Annotated in this window: 14 protein-coding genes; 12 read left to right on the forward strand and 2 right to left on the reverse strand. The window is 54.5% G+C overall.

Going from position 1 to position 17482, the window contains the following annotated elements:
- Positions 1-60 precede the first annotated feature (60 nt).
- Positions 61-2082, forward strand: coding sequence for a DNA helicase Rep (gene rep / locus E2F51_RS08145; protein ID WP_134823177.1), 2022 nt, complete (start codon positions 61-63; stop codon positions 2080-2082).
- A 61-nt stretch (positions 2083-2143) separates the two neighbouring features.
- Here the strand turns inward: rep and gppA are convergent, their stop codons facing one another.
- A complete protein-coding gene (gppA, locus tag E2F51_RS08150) occupies positions 2144-3628 on the reverse strand; it encodes a guanosine-5'-triphosphate,3'-diphosphate diphosphatase (protein WP_134823178.1) in 1485 nt (494 codons plus the stop codon).
- A gap of 7 nt (positions 3629-3635) precedes the next feature.
- Positions 3636-4928 carry an ATP-dependent RNA helicase RhlB gene (gene rhlB, locus E2F51_RS08155; RefSeq protein WP_134823179.1) on the reverse strand — a complete coding sequence of 431 codons (1293 nt, stop codon included), beginning with the start codon at positions 4926-4928 and terminating at the stop codon, positions 3636-3638.
- Between the two features lie 117 nt (positions 4929-5045).
- Between rhlB and trxA the strand changes: the two genes are divergently transcribed.
- The 11 genes from trxA to wzyE all read left to right on the forward strand — a co-directional run bounded on the left by trxA (position 5046) and on the right by wzyE (position 17447).
- A complete protein-coding gene (gene trxA, locus E2F51_RS08160) occupies positions 5046-5378 on the forward strand; it encodes a thioredoxin TrxA (protein ID WP_013200232.1) in 333 nt (110 codons plus the stop codon).
- A gap of 388 nt (positions 5379-5766) precedes the next feature.
- Positions 5767-7026, forward strand: coding sequence for a transcription termination factor Rho (gene rho, locus E2F51_RS08165; RefSeq protein ID WP_013200233.1), 1260 nt, complete (start codon positions 5767-5769; stop codon positions 7024-7026).
- Positions 7027-7346: 320 nt separating this feature from the next.
- Positions 7347-8426, forward strand: coding sequence for a UDP-N-acetylglucosamine--undecaprenyl-phosphate N-acetylglucosaminephosphotransferase (wecA, locus tag E2F51_RS08170; protein WP_013200234.1), 1080 nt, complete (start codon positions 7347-7349; stop codon positions 8424-8426).
- 50 nt (positions 8427-8476) lie between these two features.
- Positions 8477-9502 carry an ECA polysaccharide chain length modulation protein gene (wzzE, locus tag E2F51_RS08175; RefSeq protein ID WP_053142031.1) on the forward strand — a complete coding sequence of 342 codons (1026 nt, stop codon included), beginning with the start codon at positions 8477-8479 and terminating at the stop codon, positions 9500-9502.
- 48 nt (positions 9503-9550) lie between these two features.
- Complete coding sequence (gene wecB / locus E2F51_RS08180; RefSeq protein WP_134823180.1) at positions 9551-10681, forward strand: non-hydrolyzing UDP-N-acetylglucosamine 2-epimerase; 1131 nt, start codon at positions 9551-9553, stop codon at positions 10679-10681.
- A complete protein-coding gene (gene wecC / locus E2F51_RS08185; protein ID WP_134823181.1) occupies positions 10678-11940 on the forward strand; it encodes a UDP-N-acetyl-D-mannosamine dehydrogenase in 1263 nt (420 codons plus the stop codon). Before wecB ends, wecC begins: the two co-directional genes overlap by 4 nt.
- Positions 11937-12656: a dTDP-4-amino-4,6-dideoxy-D-galactose acyltransferase gene (gene rffC / locus E2F51_RS08190; RefSeq protein ID WP_191907156.1), complete on the forward strand. Its 720-nt coding sequence runs from the start codon at positions 11937-11939 to the stop codon at positions 12654-12656. The genes wecC and rffC overlap by 4 nt, the downstream gene beginning before the upstream one ends.
- Positions 12657-12660: 4 nt before the next feature.
- Complete coding sequence (gene rffA, locus E2F51_RS08195) at positions 12661-13791, forward strand: dTDP-4-amino-4,6-dideoxygalactose transaminase (RefSeq protein ID WP_134823182.1); 1131 nt, start codon at positions 12661-12663, stop codon at positions 13789-13791.
- A 1-nt stretch (position 13792) separates the two neighbouring features.
- Positions 13793-15043: a lipid III flippase WzxE gene (gene wzxE, locus E2F51_RS08200; RefSeq protein ID WP_013200240.1), complete on the forward strand. Its 1251-nt coding sequence runs from the start codon at positions 13793-13795 to the stop codon at positions 15041-15043.
- Positions 15040-16110, forward strand: coding sequence for a TDP-N-acetylfucosamine:lipid II N-acetylfucosaminyltransferase (locus E2F51_RS08205; protein WP_134823183.1), 1071 nt, complete (start codon positions 15040-15042; stop codon positions 16108-16110). The genes wzxE and E2F51_RS08205 overlap by 4 nt, the downstream gene beginning before the upstream one ends.
- Positions 16107-17447 carry an ECA oligosaccharide polymerase gene (gene wzyE, locus E2F51_RS08210; protein WP_134823184.1) on the forward strand — a complete coding sequence of 447 codons (1341 nt, stop codon included), beginning with the start codon at positions 16107-16109 and terminating at the stop codon, positions 17445-17447. The genes E2F51_RS08205 and wzyE overlap by 4 nt, the downstream gene beginning before the upstream one ends.
- Positions 17448-17482 lie beyond the last annotated feature (35 nt).

Raw genomic sequence — 17482 nt, forward strand, 5'->3', positions numbered from 1 at the left:
TGGCTATACTACCACGCTGAATTTCTCTTTCCTTCTGTCTTTTCATCGAGCGACTTTCCTATGCGTCTGAATCCTGGCCAACAACATGCCGTCGAATTTGTTACCGGGCCCTGCCTGGTGCTGGCGGGTGCGGGGTCGGGCAAAACACGCGTGATCACCAATAAAATCGCCCATCTGATCCGTGAATGCGGCTATCAGGCGCGCCATATTGCCGCGGTAACCTTTACCAACAAGGCCTCGCGCGAGATGAAAGAGCGTGTGGCGCAAACGCTCGGGCGCAAAGAAGCGCGTGGGCTGATGATTTCCACCTTCCACACCCTGGGGCTGGAGATCATCAAGCGCGAGTATGCCGCGTTGGCTATGAAGTCGAACTTTTCGCTATTTGACGATCAGGATCAGCTGGCTTTGCTGAAGGATCTGACCGAAGAGTGGCTGGAAAATGACAAGACCTTGCTGCAACAGCTGATCTCCACGATCTCCAACTGGAAGAACGATCTGATGGATCCTTCCCGTGCGGCGGCGGGTGCCGTGTCGGAGCGGGATAAGCTTTTCGCCCACTGTTATGGCCTGTACGACAAACATCTGAAGTCCTGCAACGTGCTCGACTTTGATGATTTGATTTTGCTGCCGACCCTGCTTTTCCAGCGCAATCAGGAAGTGCTGGAGCGCTGGCAACAACGCATCCGTTACCTGTTGGTGGATGAATATCAGGATACCAACACCAGCCAGTATGAACTGGTGAAGCTGCTGGTGGGCGCACGCGCGCGTTTTACCGTGGTAGGCGATGACGATCAGTCGATCTACTCCTGGCGCGGCGCGCGGCCGCAAAACCTGGTGCTGCTTAACGAGGATTTCCCGGCGTTGCAGGTCATCAAGCTGGAACAGAATTACCGCTCCACCGAGCGCATCCTGAAAGCCGCCAATATTCTGATCGCCAACAATCCGCATGTGTTTGAGAAACGCCTTTTCTCCGAACTGGGTTATGGCGCAGAGCTGAAAGTCGTCACCGCCAACAACGAAGATCATGAGGCGGAGCGGACGATTGGTGAACTGATTGCCCATCACTTTATCAATAAGACCCAGTACAAGGATTACGCGATCCTCTATCGTGGCAACCATCAGTCGCGCGTATTCGAAAAAATGCTGATGCAGAACCGCATTCCTTACCGCATCTCGGGAGGAACCTCCTTCTTCTCCCGACCGGAGATCAAGGATCTGCTGGCGTATCTGCGCGTGCTGACCAATCCCAATGATGACAGCGCATTTATGCGCATTGTGAATACGCCCCGCCGTGAAATTGGCTCGGCGACGTTGCAGAAGCTGGGCGAGTGGGCGATGCAGCGCAACAAGAGTTTGTTTACCGCCAGCTTTGATATGGGGCTTGAGCAGACGTTGTCAGGACGTGGGCTGGAATCGCTACAGCGCTTCACGTTCTGGCTGCAGGAAGTCGCACAGCTGGCTGAACGTGAGCCGGTCGCCGCTGTTCGCGATCTGATCCGCGGTATCGACTATGAAAGCTGGCTGTTTGAAACCTCTGCCAGTCCAAAAGCGGCCGAAATGCGGATGAAAAACGTCAATACGCTGTTCCAGTGGATGACAGAAATGCTGGAGGGCAGCGATATCGATGAGGCGATGACGCTGACGCAGGTTGTCACCCGGTTTACGCTGCGCGACATGATGGAGCGCGGCGAAAGCGAGGAAGATATGGATCAGGTTCAGCTAATGACGCTGCATGCGTCGAAGGGCCTGGAATTCCCCTACGTCTATCTGGTCGGGATGGAAGAAGGGCTGTTGCCCCATCAAAGCAGCATCGATGAGAACAACGTTGAAGAAGAGCGTCGGCTGGCCTACGTGGGCATCACCCGCGCCCGCAAAGAGCTGACCTTCACCTTATGCCGCGAACGTCGGCAATATGGCGAAACCATCCGACCTGAACCGAGCCGCTTCCTGATGGAGCTGCCGCAGGATGATTTGAAATGGGAAACCGAGCGCAAAGTGGTCAGCGCCGAAGAGCGGATGCAGACCGGACAAAGCCGCGTCGCCAATCTGAAAGCGATGCTCGATAAGGCGAAAGGGAAGTAGAATCACTGAGCGGTTAAAAATGAAAAAGGGGCTGAATCAGCCCCTTTTTACTGCCTGACGGTCAGCCGATGGTCAGCGGCCAGTGAACATAGCTCTGCCAGTGGCATTCTTGCTCCAGCAGCTCCGCACGAAGCGGATGCGCTTCCAGCCAGCCTGCGGGCAGCGTCACATGCAACGCATCGTCATCAGCATGAAGCCGAACCGCAGGAAGCGTATCGTCACGTCGACGGCTGGAGAAAATGATCGCCAGACGCAGCAAACGACAGAGTCGTTCAGCCATTCGCGGCGGGATGGCATTTTGCTGGCTTAATACCGCCAGATCGATGCTGTTGACCTGATTTTGCAGCAAGGTTGCCAGCAGTTTTTTCTGTGCGGGAGTAAAGCCGGGAAGGTCGAGATGGCGGATCAGATAGGCAGCGTGTTGCGGAGCCTGTTTGAAATCGACGCTGAGACCGATTTCGTGCATCAGGCAGGCACTGTCCAGCAGATCCCGACATCGATCGTCCAGTTTCCAGCTGTGGCTGACCTGGCGGGCGAAACTTTCTGCCAGATTGCGCACGCGGTCGGCTTGCTCGGCATCAATAGTGAAACGACGCTGGATATTTTTCAGCGTGCGGCTGCGAATATCACGATCGATCGGCAAGTGAAGCATGCCATAGACCAGGCCTTCACGCAGTGCACCGCCCGCCAGCGTCATGCTGTGGATATTCAGCTCGGTGAAAATAGCGATCAGAATCGACAGACCGCTTGGAAACACCAGCGCGCGCTCCAGCGTCAGTCCTTCAATCTCCAGCTCTTCCAGCTTGCCGCACTGAATCGCCCGCTGCTTCAACTGCTGCAGCTTGCTCAGGGTGATGCGTTCATCCATGCCCTGCGCCATCATAATTTCCTGCAACGCCTGTACGGTGCCAGAAGCCCCCACACAGACCTGCCAGCCGTGCTCACGAAGCTCGGCAGCAATCGGGCGGATCATGGCGCGAGCGGCAAGTTCTGCCTGTTCAAAATTGGCTTTCGCCAGATGACGATCGCCAAAATAGCGCTCAAGCCAAGTGACACATCCCATCGACAGGCTGAAAAGGGAGGTGGTTTGCGAACCGCTTCCGGTTACCAGCTCCGTACTGCCGCCGCCAATGTCCACCACCAGGCGCTTATCGGATCCGCCGGTGGTATGCGCAACGCCCTGATAGATCAGGCGTGCTTCTTCCTCGCCGCTGATGACATTCACCGGGCAGCCAAGAATGTGTTGGGCGGTTTGCAGGAAGGTGCCGGCATTCGACGCCAGCCGCAGCGTGGCGGTGGCGACGACGCGAATTTGCTCAGCAGGAATGTCCTGCAACTGCTCTGAGAACAGCCGCAGACATTGCCAGCCGCGCTCCATCGCTTCATCGGAAAGATGGTTTTCGCTATCGAGGCCGGCGGCCAGACGCACTTTGCGCTTGATGCGCGCTACGGTCTGGATATTTCCAGCCACCTCGCGCACCACCAACATATGAAAACTGTTCGATCCCAGATCGATAGCAGCATAAAGTGATGACGCGCTCAGCATGGCTGTTTTAACCTGAACGTTTACGGTTATTGTTGCGTGGTGCACTGCTGCGGCGATTGTTGTTGCCGCCACGACGTGGACCATTGCCAGAACGATGACGTGTTAAACGCTTCGGTGGCGGCAGTTCAGTCATCAGCGCATCACTGTTATAGCGGCTCACGGTAATGCTGTGGCCAATATACTCTTCGATAGCAGGCAGATTCAGCGCGTACTCTTCACACGCCAGGCTGATGGAATGTCCATTGGCGCCAGCGCGTCCGGTACGACCAATACGGTGCACGTAGTCTTCACAGTCATCCGGCAGGTCATAGTTGAACACGTGGGTTACCGCAGGGATATGCAGGCCACGCGCGGCAACGTCGGTGGCGACCAGGATATCAACATCACCTTTAGTGAAGTCATCCAGAATACGCAGACGTTTCTTCTGTGCCACATCGCCGGTCAACAGCCCAACACGGTGTCCATCTGCTGCCAGGTGGCCCCAGACATCTTCACAACGGTGCTTGGTGTTCGCGAAGATGATGGCACGATCTGGCCACTCTTCTTCCAGCAAGGTTTGCAGCAGGCGCATCTTCTCTTCATTAGAAGGATAGAAAAGTTCTTCTTTGATGCGGTGGCCGGTTTTCTGCTCGGGTTCCACTTCCACATATTCCGCGTTGTTCATGTTTTCAAACGCCAGTTCGCGAACACGGAAAGAGAGGGTCGCGGAGAACAGCATGTTCAGACGCTGATTTGCCGCAGGCATCCGGCGGAACAGCCAACGAATATCTTTAATAAAGCCGAGATCGAACATGCGATCCGCTTCATCGAGCACAACCACCTGAATGGCGCCGAGGTTAACGTGATTTTGCTTGGTATAGTCAATCAGTCGGCCCGTGGTGCCGATTAAAATATCGACACCGCTTTCCAGCACTTTCAGCTGCTTATCGTAGCCGTCACCGCCATAAGCAAGCCCAAGCTTGAGACCGGTTGCCTGCGTCAGCGGTTCAGCATCGGCATGGATCTGTACGGCTAATTCGCGCGTAGGGGCCAGGATCAGCGCACGTGGCTGATTCACCTGACGGCCTTCTGGCGCAGGGTTAGAAAGAAGATGATGGAACGTTGACGTCAGGAACGCCATCGTTTTTCCGGTACCGGTTTGCGCCTGTCCCGCTACATCACGCCCTGAGAGCGTGAAAGGCAATGCCAGCGCCTGAATCGGCGTGCAGTTATGAAAGCCTTTAGTTTCAAGGGCTTCAATCACCTGAGGGTGCAGGGCGAAGTCGGAAAACTTCTGTTCGGTTAAGTGTGTTTTGCTCATAGTGTGGTAGAATATCAGCTTACTATTGCTTTACGAAAGCGTATCCGGTGAAATAAAGTCAACCTAAGTTGGCAGATTTTACGCCAACCAGCCAGGCATAATCTTTTGGAGTAAGACATGAGCAGCGATAAAATTGTTCACCTGACCGACGACAGCTTCGATTCCGACGTATTAAAAGCAGAAGGTTTGACGCTGGTCGACTTCTGGGCAGAGTGGTGTGGTCCTTGTAAAATGATCGCCCCAATCCTCGATGAAGTCGCCGAAGAGTACGACGGCAAGCTGACAATCGCGAAACTGAATATCGACGATAACCCGGGCACCGCGCCTAAATACGGTATTCGTGGTATTCCTACTTTGCTGCTGTTCAAAAACGGCGAAGTCGCGGCGACTAAAGTTGGCGCCCTTTCTAAAGGCCAGCTCAAAGAGTTCCTTAACGCGAACCTGGGCTAACAGCCTGTCCGCCGCCAGGTCTGAGGGGGTTTATTTGCCCTCAGACCTGGCGCCCGGCATATTTTTAGTCAGCTGCTAGACGTTTCACATCAGTCGTGCTAAGTTGTTTTTACTGCACTACGAACTTACCTGTAGTTTGAATCTTAGATTTATTCCTTGTTGAACGCCTAATCATCTTCTCCTTACGGGCATTCAGCAATCTGACGGTTAGCATCATCAGAATTTCCGGCGTCTTGTCCTTACCGTCTCCTCGTCTCAGATTTGCGTTTTCCTGCACGTGATCATCGAGCGGATCCTGACAAGAGTGCCATTAACAGGCATGGATTTTTCGCCATACCACTTACGACAATCATTCCGAGATTTACCCCGAGTTTAAGAACCCACCATTATGAATCTTACCGAATTAAAAAATACGCCGGTTTCTGACCTGATTACACTCGGCGAAAACATGGGGCTTGAAAACCAGGCCCGTATGCGCAAACAGGACATTATCTTCTCCATCCTGAAGCAGCATGCAAAAAGCGGCGAAGACATCTTCGGCGACGGCGTACTGGAAATTTTGCAGGATGGCTTTGGATTCCTCCGTTCTGGAGACAGTTCCTACCTCGCCGGTCCTGATGATATCTACGTTTCCCCTAGCCAAATCCGCCGCTTCAACCTCCGCACTGGTGACACCATTTCCGGCAAGATCCGCCCGCCGAAAGAAGGTGAGCGTTATTTCGCCCTGCTGAAAGTTAATGAAGTTAACTACGACAAACCTGAAAACGCCCGCAACAAAATCCTGTTCGAAAACTTAACCCCGCTGCATGCAAACTCTCGTCTGCGTATGGAACGTGGTAACGGTTCGACCGAGGATTTGACCGCTCGCGTACTGGACCTGGCCTCGCCAATTGGTCGTGGTCAGCGTGGTCTGATCGTTGCACCACCAAAAGCCGGTAAAACCATGCTGCTGCAGAACATCGCCACCAGCATTGCTTACAACCATCCAGACTGCGTACTGATGGTACTGCTGATTGACGAGCGTCCGGAAGAAGTGACCGAGATGCAGCGTCTGGTGAAAGGCGAAGTGATTGCATCTACCTTCGATGAGCCAGCATCCCGCCACGTGCAGGTTGCCGAAATGGTTATCGAGAAGGCCAAGCGCCTGGTTGAGCACAAGAAAGACGTGATCATCTTGCTGGACTCCATTACCCGTCTGGCGCGTGCTTACAACACCGTAGTTCCTGCTTCAGGTAAAGTCCTGACCGGTGGTGTTGATGCCAACGCCCTGCACCGTCCAAAGCGTTTCTTCGGTGCTGCACGTAACGTAGAGGAGGGCGGAAGCCTGACAATCATCGCCACCGCACTGGTTGATACCGGTTCGAAGATGGACGAAGTGATCTACGAAGAATTTAAAGGTACAGGCAACATGGAACTGCATCTGGCGCGTAAAATCGCTGAGAAGCGTGTGTTCCCTGCTATCGACTACAACCGTTCCGGTACGCGTAAAGAAGAGCTGCTTACCAGCTCCGAAGAACTGCAGAAGATGTGGATCCTGCGCAAAATCATCCATCCAATGGGTGAAATTGATGCGATGGAGTTCCTCATCAACAAGTTGGCAATGACCAAAACCAACGATGAGTTCTTCGACATGATGAAACGCTCTTAAGGCGCCTCATCGGGCTGTAACGTTCAGGTTCAGCCAGGCTGAACCTGCTCTTTCTGGCCTTTTCGTGTGGATCGGGCTGTTCGCGACAGCAAAAAAACAAGAAAACTCGGGGAACGCCACGCTCAGACGTGGCGTTTTTCGTTTATGGGCTATACGATATTCAGCAACTGGAGAATTAAACCAAAAGGTGCGGTTAGCAAAAAAGGGACTTTAAGCCGTTTTATGCTCATCACGCACAACAGAAATCAGAATTAAACGGATGTTAATGGCACATAAAATGCTTATAACACTGCGAGATTCTTTGCAGAGAGCTGGTTAATGTGAATTTACTCAATATGAGTACTGAGCTTGCTTTAATATTTGTCTTTTCGATGGTTTTCCTCTTTTTTGCCCGTAAAGCAGCTAAAAAGGTTGGTCTGGTAGACAAGCCTAACTACCGTAAGCGCCACCAGGGTGTGGTTCCTTTGGTGGGCGGCATCTCTGTTTTTGCCGGGACCTGCTTTGGCTTTGCCATCACTAACTTCTACATTCCCCACGCTCTGCTCTATCTTTGCTGCGCTGGCATGTTGGTCCTGATCGGTGCCCTCGACGACCGTTGGGATATCAGCGTCAAAATTCGTGCTATCGTCCAGGCCATTGTTGCCGTGCTGATGATGAGTATGGGCAAGCTTTACTTGCTCAGCCTGGGATACATCTTTGGTCCCTGGGAACTGATTGTTGGCCCCTTTGGTTATGTCCTTACCCTGTTTGCCGTCTGGGCAGCGATCAACGCCTTTAATATGGTGGATGGCATAGACGGACTGTTGGGTGGGCTGTCCTGCGTCACTTTCCTCGCAATGGGCATCATCCTGTTACTGGATGGTCAGCAGAGCCTGGCGATGTGGTGCTTCATCATGATTGTCGCCATCGTGCCCTATATCTTGTTGAACCTGGGCGTGTTCGGTCGCCGCTATAAAGTGTTTATGGGCGATGCGGGAAGTACGCTGATTGGTTTCACCATCATCTGGATCCTGCTCGAGGCGACACAGGGTCAGTATCACCCGATCACCCCGGTCACTGCACTCTGGCTGATTGCTATCCCGTTGATGGACATGGTTGCTATTATGTACCGCCGCCTGAGTAAAGGGATGAGCCCGTTCTCCGCCGATCGGCAGCATATTCACCACCTGATTATGCGTGCCGGGTTCACCTCCAGGCAGGCGTGTTTCCTGATTACGCTGGCGGCAGCGTTGCTGGCTGCGGTGGGCGTGTTGGGTGAGTCGCTGAGTTTTATCCCTGACTGGGCAATGCTGGTGCTGTTCCTGATGGCCTTTATGCTTTACGGCTACTGCATCAAGCGGGCATGGCGGGTGGCCAGAATGATCAAACGCTTCAAAAGACGCTTACGGCAGACACAGTAAAGCGCTTATTACCTCTGAAAAGCTGACCCTGATAACAAGGAATATGAAGTATGACGCATCCTGACGTTACCCATAACGAGCTGGATATTCGCGGGCTTTGCTGCACGTTATGGCAGGGTAAAAAATGGATTGCGGGCGTGGCGCTGGTGTTTGTCCTGCTTGCCTGGATCTGGTCGCTGTTGGTGACGCCACAATGGAGTACCACCGCGGTTACCGATCGTCCGACGGTCAATATGCTGAGCAGCTACTATTCGCAACAGCAATTCCTGAATAATCTGGATCTGCGCGCCAGTCAGTCTGCGGATACCCCTCCTTCGGTGATGGCTGAGGCCTACCAGGAGTTTGTGATGCAACTGTCTGCCTATGACACCCGTCGCGAATTCTGGCTGCAAACGGACTATTACAAGCAGCGGCAGCACGGCAACACCCGTGATGACGCAGTGTTGTTAGACGAGCTGATTGCCAACATTCAGTATCAGCCGGCGGATGCCGCTAAAAACCTCAATGATTCCGTGCGTCTGGTTGCTGAGACGTCGAAAGATGCCAATACGCTGTTACGCCAGTATGTGGCTTTCGCCAGCCAGCGTGCGGCCACGCACCTAAATGAAGAGCTGACCGGTGCCTGGGCAGCCAGAACCATCCAGATGAAAGCACAGGTTAAAAGGCAAGAAGCCGTCGCGAAAGCGATCTACGATCGTCAGGTGAACAGTGTTCAGCAGGCGTTGAAAATTGCCCAACAGCAGGGTTTTGAACAGGCCAAAACGGATACCCCTTCCGAACAGCTGCCCGATTCTGAACTGTTCCTGTTAGGTCGCCCGCTGCTGCAGGCCAGGCTGGAAAATCTGCAGGCGACCGGACCGGGTTACGATCTGGACTATGATCAAAACAAAGCCATGTTGTCGACGCTGAATGTCGGCCCAACATTGGTGACTACTTTCCAGACTTACCGCTATCTGCGTACACCGGAGGAGCCGGTGAAACGCGACAGCCCTCGTCGCCTGTTTTTGATGATTATGTGGGGCGCTGTGGGTGCCTTAATTGGGGCAGGGATTGCACTGGCACGTCGACCGCGCTAACCGCGGCTGGCCTGTTGTTATCAGACAGATGAACGAAAGAGAGTCACTGTGAAAGTATTAACAGTTTTTGGCACGCGCCCTGAAGCGATAAAAATGGCGCCGCTGGTCCATGCGCTGGCGCAGGATAGCGAGATTGACGCTCGCCTGTGCGTCACCGCACAGCATCGTGAGATGCTGGATCAGGTGCTGCAACTGTTCGCCATCATTCCGGATTATGATCTGAATATCATGAGTCCGGGGCAGGGGCTGACTGAAATCACCAGCCGGATTCTGGAAGGATTAAAGGCTGTTTTCGCTGAATTCAAACCGGATGTGGTGCTGGTCCATGGCGATACCACCACGACCTTTGCTGCCAGCCTGGCGGCATTCTATCACCGCATCCCCGTTGGCCACGTTGAGGCCGGTCTGCGCACCGGCGACCTCTATTCTCCGTGGCCGGAAGAAGCTAACCGCACGCTGACCGGTCACCTTGCCACCTGGCATTTCACCCCGACGGAAAATGCCCGTCAGAACCTGCTGAAAGAAAACCTGCGCAGTGACCGGATGTTTGTCACCGGCAACTCGGTAATTGATGCGCTGTTCTGGGTAAGAGATCGGGTATTGGGTGATACAGGACTACGGGAAGGCCTGGCTTCGCGCTATCCGTTCCTTGATTCAGACAAAAAAATGATTCTGGTCACTGGCCACCGACGCGAGAGTTTTGGTGGCGGTTTTGAACGCATTTGTAGCGCGCTGGCTGAAATTGCCCGCCTGCATCCTGATGTTCAGATTGTTTATCCTGTTCACCTGAATCCCAACGTCAGCGAGCCGGTAAACCGCATCCTGAGCGGCATCGACAATATCTTCCTGATTGAACCTCAGGAGTACCTGCCTTTTGTCTGGCTGATGGTGCGTTCCTGGCTAATCCTGACGGATTCCGGCGGTATTCAGGAAGAAGCGCCGTCATTGGGTAAACCGGTGCTGGTGATGCGCGAAACCACTGAGCGGCCAGAAGCGGTTGCGGCGGGAACGGTCAAGCTGGTGGGCACAGACGTACAGAAGATAGTTGGTGAGGCCACGCGCCTGCTGACGGATGAAGACGCTTATCAATCCATGAGCCGTGCCCATAACCCTTATGGTGACGGCCTGGCCTGCGAACGTATTGTGCAGGCACTAAAAAATAATCGGGTTACGTTATGATTTTCAATACCATTTCCATTATCGGCCTGGGCTACATTGGCCTGCCAACCGCAGCGGCATTTGCCTCACGGCAGAAGAAGGTCATTGGCATCGACATCAATGCGCACGCTGTTGAGACCATCAATCGCGGTGAGATCCACATCGTTGAGCCAGACCTCGACCGGGTTGTGAAGACCGCCGTTGAACAAGGTTACCTGCGCGCGGCAACCCAACCTGAAGAGGCCGATGCCTTTCTGATTGCTGTCCCAACACCGTTTAAAGACGATCATCAGCCCGATCTCAGCTGGGTGAAAGCGGCCGCTGAATCCATCGCGCCGGTGTTGAAGAAAGGGGATTTAGTGATCCTCGAATCGACCTCACCGGTGGGTGCCACCGAGCAAATGGCGGCCTGGCTGGCGACAGCACGTGAAGACCTGAGCTTCCCGCAACAGGTTGGTGAAGCCGCCGATGTGCATATTGCCTATTGTCCTGAGCGTGTTCTGCCGGGCAAGGTGATGGTCGAACTGTTCAAAAACGATCGGGTGATTGGCGGGATGACGCCAGCCTGCTCGCAGCTTGCCTGTGACCTGTACAATATCTTTCTTGAAGGTGAGTGCGTGGTCACCAACTCCCGCACTGCCGAGATGTGTAAGCTGACCGAAAACAGCTTCCGGGACGTCAACATCGCCTTTGCCAACGAGCTGTCGTTGATTTGTGCCGATCAGGGGATCAACGTCTGGGAACTGATTAGCCTGGCGAACCGCCATCCGCGGGTGAATATCCTGCAGCCCGGCCCTGGCGTTGGCGGCCACTGCATCGCCGTCGATCCCTGGTTTATCGTGGCGCAAAATCCGGTACAGGCGCGATTGATCCGCACCGCGCGTGAAGTGAATGACAGCAAACCGCTGTGGGTCCTTGAGCAGGTTAAAAAGGCATTAGCCGAGAGTCTGACCACCAGCGACAAGCGCGCCAGTGAGCTGACGATTGCCTGCTTTGGTCTGGCGTTTAAACCGGATATTGACGATCTGCGTGAAAGCCCGGCGATGCACGTGGCTGAAATGATCGCGGACTGGCATTCCGGCACCACGTTAGTGGTGGAACCGAACATTCACCAGCTGCCGGAGAAACTGGCCGGTAAAGCTGAACTGGTTGGGCTGCATCACGCCCTGAAGCAGGCTGACGTGCTGGTGATGCTGGTCGATCACGCGCAGTTCAAAGCGATGGATGCGACACAAATCCACGCTCATCAGAGAGTGGATACCAAAGGAGTCTGGCAATGAGTGCCAGCAGCCAGCCTGCGCTTATGCCATCGGTAGCCCTCAACCCGTTGAGTTGGGAAAATACCTTCTTTGGCGTGAACAGTGGCTTGCTCTCATTTGAGGCGAATGGGTCGCCATTAACTGACGCGCTGTTTGCCGGCTACGATCTCATTCAGGCGAAGGTGCTGTCGCAGCAGACCGCCGAGCTGGACGCGCTCAGCGCGCTGGGTTTTAAGCTGGTGGAAGGGGAAGCCGACTTTGTGCTGGGCATTGCCTCTGCAAGCCGCCCTGAAGGGATCCGCATTGCCAGAAAAGAGCATATTCCTGCCTTACGCGAAGCGGCAAGCGGCGCGTTTGCGCAAAGTCGCTTCCGTGCGCCCTGGTATCAGCCCGGTGACAGCGGCCGTTTCTATGCTCAGTGGATTGAAAACGCGGTGCTTGGCACCTTTGATCATCAATGCCTGCTTGCTATCAATGAGCAGGGCGATCTGCAGGGGTTTATCTCCCTTCGTGAACTGTCGGATGGCAGTGCGCGCATCGGGCTGCTGGCGACGTTACCGGAAGCCCAGGGGTTAGGTGTCGGACAGCGCATGATCGAAGCGGCGTCCGACTGGTGTCGCGCGCGACGCCTGACTCGTCTGCATGTGGCAACTCAACTGGGCAACTTACCCGCGCTCAGACTCTATCATCGCTGTGGGGGTGTTATAGAACGCACCGCTTACTGGCTCTACAGGTAACATTATGATCCCATTTAACGCACCACCGATCGTGGGAACCGAACTCGACTACATGAAATCGGCGATGGGAAGCGGCAAGCTGTGCGGCGACGGTGGATTTACCCGACGCTGCCAGCAGTGGATGGAAAATAAGTTCGGCAGCAAAAAAGTGCTGCTGACCCCATCCTGCACGGCCTCTCTGGAAATGGCCGCGATCCTGATCGATATCCAGCCTGGCGATGAAGTGATCATGCCAAGCTATACCTTCGTCTCAACGGCTAACGCCTTTGTGCTGCGCGGCGCGACTATCGTGTTCGTCGATATCCGCCCGGATACGCTGAACATGGATGAGACGCTGATTGAAGCGGCGATCACCGACAAAACCAAAGCCATTGTTCCGGTTCATTACGCTGGCGTCTCCTGCGATATGGACGTGATTATGGCGCTGGCAGCCAAACACCATCTGTTTGTGGTTGAAGACGCCGCACAGGGCGTGATGTCCACCTGGAAAGGCAAAGCGCTGGGGACAATTGGTCATATCGGCTGCTTCAGCTTCCACGAAACCAAGAATTACACGGCAGGCGGTGAAGGCGGCGCGACGTTAATTAACGATCCGGCTTTGGTTGAGCGTGCTGAAATCATCAGAGAGAAGGGCACGAATCGCAGCCAGTTTTTCCGTGGGCAAGTGGATAAGTATACCTGGCGCGATATTGGTTCCAGCTACCTGATGGCCGATTTGCAGGCGGCTTATCTGTGGGCCCAACTGGAAGCCGCGTCGGCGATTAACGCGCAGCGCCTGCGCTTGTGGCAGAACTACTACAGCGCGCTGCAGCCGATTGCGGCCAGCGGCCGGATTACCCTGCCCACCATCCCGTCGACCTGTCAGCATAACGCGCACATGTTTTACATCAAGCTGCATGATATTGACGACCGCACGGCGCTGATTAACTGGCTGAAGGAAGCCGAAATCCTGGCCGTCTTCCACTATATTCCGCTGCACTCTTCACCTGCCGGTCAGCGCTTTGGCCGCTTCCACGGCGAAGATCGCTACACCCAGTCCGAGAGTGAACGACTGCTGCGTCTGCCGCTGTTTTATAACCTCACTGATAATAATCAGCAGACGGTGATTAACTCCCTGCTGAGCTATTTTTCCTGATATGTCGCTGGCTAAAGCGTCGGTGTGGACGGCAGCGTCCACGCTGGTAAAAATTGCGGCCGGTCTGCTGGTGGTCAAAATGCTGGCGGTGTCATTTGGCCCGTCAGGCGTTGGTCAGGCAGGCAACTTCCGTCAGCTGATTACCGTGCTTGGCGTGCTGGCCGGGGCGGGTATTTTTAACGGTGTGACCAAATACGTTGCCGAATATCAGCAAAACCCAGCGCAACTTCAGGCGGTAACGGGCACCGCCTCGGCGATGGTGCTGGGCTTCTCCACTCTCCTGGCCATCGTATTTTTGCTGTTTGCCGGACCGATTAGCGTCGGCTTATTTGGCCACAGTGATTACCAGAACGTGGTGCGTATTGTCGCCTTCCTGCAGGCAGGCATTGCCTGGGCCAACCTGGCGCTGGCAGTAGTGAAAGGCTTCCGCGATGCGAAGGGCAATGCGCTGGCGCTGATCCTGGGCAGCCTGATTGGCGTAATGGCCTGGTTTGTCTGTTACTGGATCGGCGGCTATAGCGGGGCGCTGGTGGGCATGGCGATGGTTCCTGCGCTGGTGGTGGTGCCTGCGGCGCTGTTACTGGCAAAGCGTGATCATCTGCCGATGCGATTTTTCAAACCTCGCTGGGATGGCGCGATTGCCCGCAATCTGAGTAAGTTCACCCTGATGGCGCTGATGACCTCCATCACCTTGCCGGTGGCATGGATCATGATGCGAAATCTGCTGGCCGACCATAACGGCTGGGAGCAGGTAGGTCTCTGGCAAGGGGTGACCAGCATTTCAGATGCCTATCTGCAATTTATCACCGCCTCATTCAGCGTCTATTTGCTGCCAACGCTGTCGCGTCTGACCAGCAAAAAAGAGATCTCCCGGGAAATCCTGCGCTCGCTGAGTTTTGTACTGCCCGCGGTGATGGGAGTCAGCCTGATGGTATGGCTGTTGCGGGACGTGGCTATCTGGCTGCTGTTCTCCAGTCAGTTTACCGGCATGCGGGATCTCTTTATCTGGCAGCTGACCGGCGATGTCTTTAAAGTAGGCTCCTACGTTTTTGGTTATCTGGTGATCGCCAAAGCTTCATTGCGCTTTTATGCCCTGACCGAGATCAGCCAGTTCATTCTGCTGACGCTGTTCGCGCGCTGGCTGATCCCGCTGCACGGGGCTACCGGCGCGGCACAAGCCTATATGGCGACGTATATGGTCTATTTTGCGCTCTGCGCTGGCACCTTTATTCTTTATCGTAGAAAAGTATGACAACATTGATTCACGTTCTCGGCTCTGCCATTCCACACCATAATCAAACCGTGCTGCGCTTTTTTAACGACAGCGTGGCCGACGCCGTGCCGCGTGCGGAACCTCGTCAGTTTTGGGTGGTTGGGGAGCCTGCCGCCGCGGATTACAGCCGGCTGGCGATCCGCTGGTTTGCCAACAAACGCGCCATTGCCGATGCGGTCGTCGCGCTTGCACAGGCAGACAGACAAACCCATTTCTTTTTCCACGGACAGTTCAATCCCACGCTGTGGCTGGCGATCCTGTTCGGTAAGATTAAACCGGCGCAGGTTTACTGGCATATCTGGGGCGCAGATCTCTACGAACAGGCCGGTGGCCTCAAATTTCGTCTGTTCTATTTCCTGCGGCGGCTGGCGCAAAAAAGGGTCGGTCAGGTTTTTGCCACGCGTGGCGACATTAACTATTTCCAGCAACGCTATCCCGATGTCCCAGCGGCACTGCTCTATTTTCCGACCCGAATGGCTCAGGTGGCGTTGCCTGCCGCCGAGCCGCAGCCAGAGATGACCTTGCTGGTAGGAAATTCTGGCGATGAAAGTAATCGCCATATTCAGGCGCTGCAGGAGATCCATCAGCAGTTTGGTCGTCAGGTTAATGTGGTGGTCCCGATGGGCTACCCGGAACACAATGACGCCTACATTCAGCGCGTGCGTGAAGCCGGGCTGGCACTTTTTGCGCCGGAAAGATTACAGATCCTCACGGAAAAGCTCGAGTTCGCCACTTATTTACAGCTGATCTCGCGCTGCGACCTGGGGTATTTTATTTTTGAACGTCAGCAGGGCATTGGCACATTATGCTTGCTGATCCAGGCCAACGTGCCGTTTGTGGTTAACCGTAAAAACCCGTTCTGGCAGGATTTGACCGAGCAACAGGTGCCCGTGCTGTTTGCCGGCGATTCGCTGGATGCACAGGTGGTTGGCGAAGCAAAACGGCAAATGTCCCTGTTGGATAAACCCGCGATTGCCTTTTTTGAGCCTGCTTATCTCGACGGCTGGAAAACGGCGCTGGCCCAGGCTGAAGGAGTGAAAGCATGACGCTGATGCAATTTGCTGGTCTGCTGGTGGTCTGGCTGCTGTCGCTGGGGCTGATCCTGACGCTGACCTGGAAGGAATTTCGACGGGTAAAGTTCAACTTCAACGTCTTCTTTTCGCTGCTATTTTTGCTGACATTTTACTTCGGCTTCCCGCTGACCTGCATGTTGGTGTTTGGTTTTAACGTTGAGGTGGTTCCTCCTGAATTTCTGCTCGAGGCGCTGCTTTCCGCTACCGGGTTTTATGCCATTTACTATGTCAGCTATAAAACACGCCTGCGGCCAGCCTCGTCCCAACCCAGCCGGCAGTTTTTCACCATCAACCGGGTCGAAGCGCATTTAACCTGGGGCATTCTGGCGGCGATAGCGCTGGGCACGGTGGCGGTATTCTTCCTGCACAACGGCTTCCTGCTTTTTAAGCTGCACAGTTACAGCCAGATCTTTTCTGCCGAAGTGTCAGGCGTCGCGCTGAAGCGCTTTTTCTACTTCTTTATCCCGGCGATGCTGGTGGTCTATTTCCTCAAGCCCGGATTCCGTAACTGGTTGTTTTTCCTGGTGGCGACCGTCGCCTTTGGTTTGCTGACCTATGCCGTAGTGGGCGGGACGCGGGCAAATATCATCATCGCTTTTGCGCTGTTCCTGTTTATCGGCATTATTCGCGGCTGGATCTCCTTATGGATGCTGGCGATGGCGGGTGTGTTCTCCGTGGTCGGGATGTTCTGGCTGGCGCTGCGCCGCTATAACCTTGATGTCAGTGGCTCTGAAGCGTTCTATACCTTCCTGTATCTGACGAGGGACACCTTCTCTCCGTGGGAAAACCTCGGCCTGCTGCTGCAAAATTACGACAAAATTGATTTCCAGGGACTGGCACCGATTGTTCGTGATTTTTACGTGTTTATCCCCAGCTGGTTGTGGCCCGACCGGCCCTCCATCGTGTTAAACAGCGGCAATTATTTCACCTGGGAGGTGTTGGATAACCATTCCGGGCTGGCAATTTCGCCCACGCTTATCGGCTCTCTGGTGGTGATGGGAGGCGCGTGGTTTATCCCGCCGGGCGCGGTAGCCGTGGGGATGATCATTAAATGGTTCGACTGGCTCTATCAAAAGGGACAGGAGGAAACCAACCGCTACAAGGCTGCGATCCTACAAAGTTTCTGCTTTGGCGCGGTGTTTAATATGATTGTGCTGGCACGTGAAGGGCTGGACTCTTTCGCTTCGCGAGTGGTGTTCTTCTGCCTGATCTTTGTGGTGGCGGTGGTGGTGGCGAAACTGCTGTTCTGGCTGTTTGATGCGGCAGGTCTGATCCGCCCCCGTAAAATGCCGGTCGCGCTACATGACTAATTTTCTCAGGCCTGCGGGCCTGATTTGTTGCATTT

The organism is Erwinia sp. QL-Z3 (assembly GCF_004551645.1).
GTDB lineage: Bacteria > Pseudomonadota > Gammaproteobacteria > Enterobacterales > Enterobacteriaceae > Erwinia > Erwinia billingiae.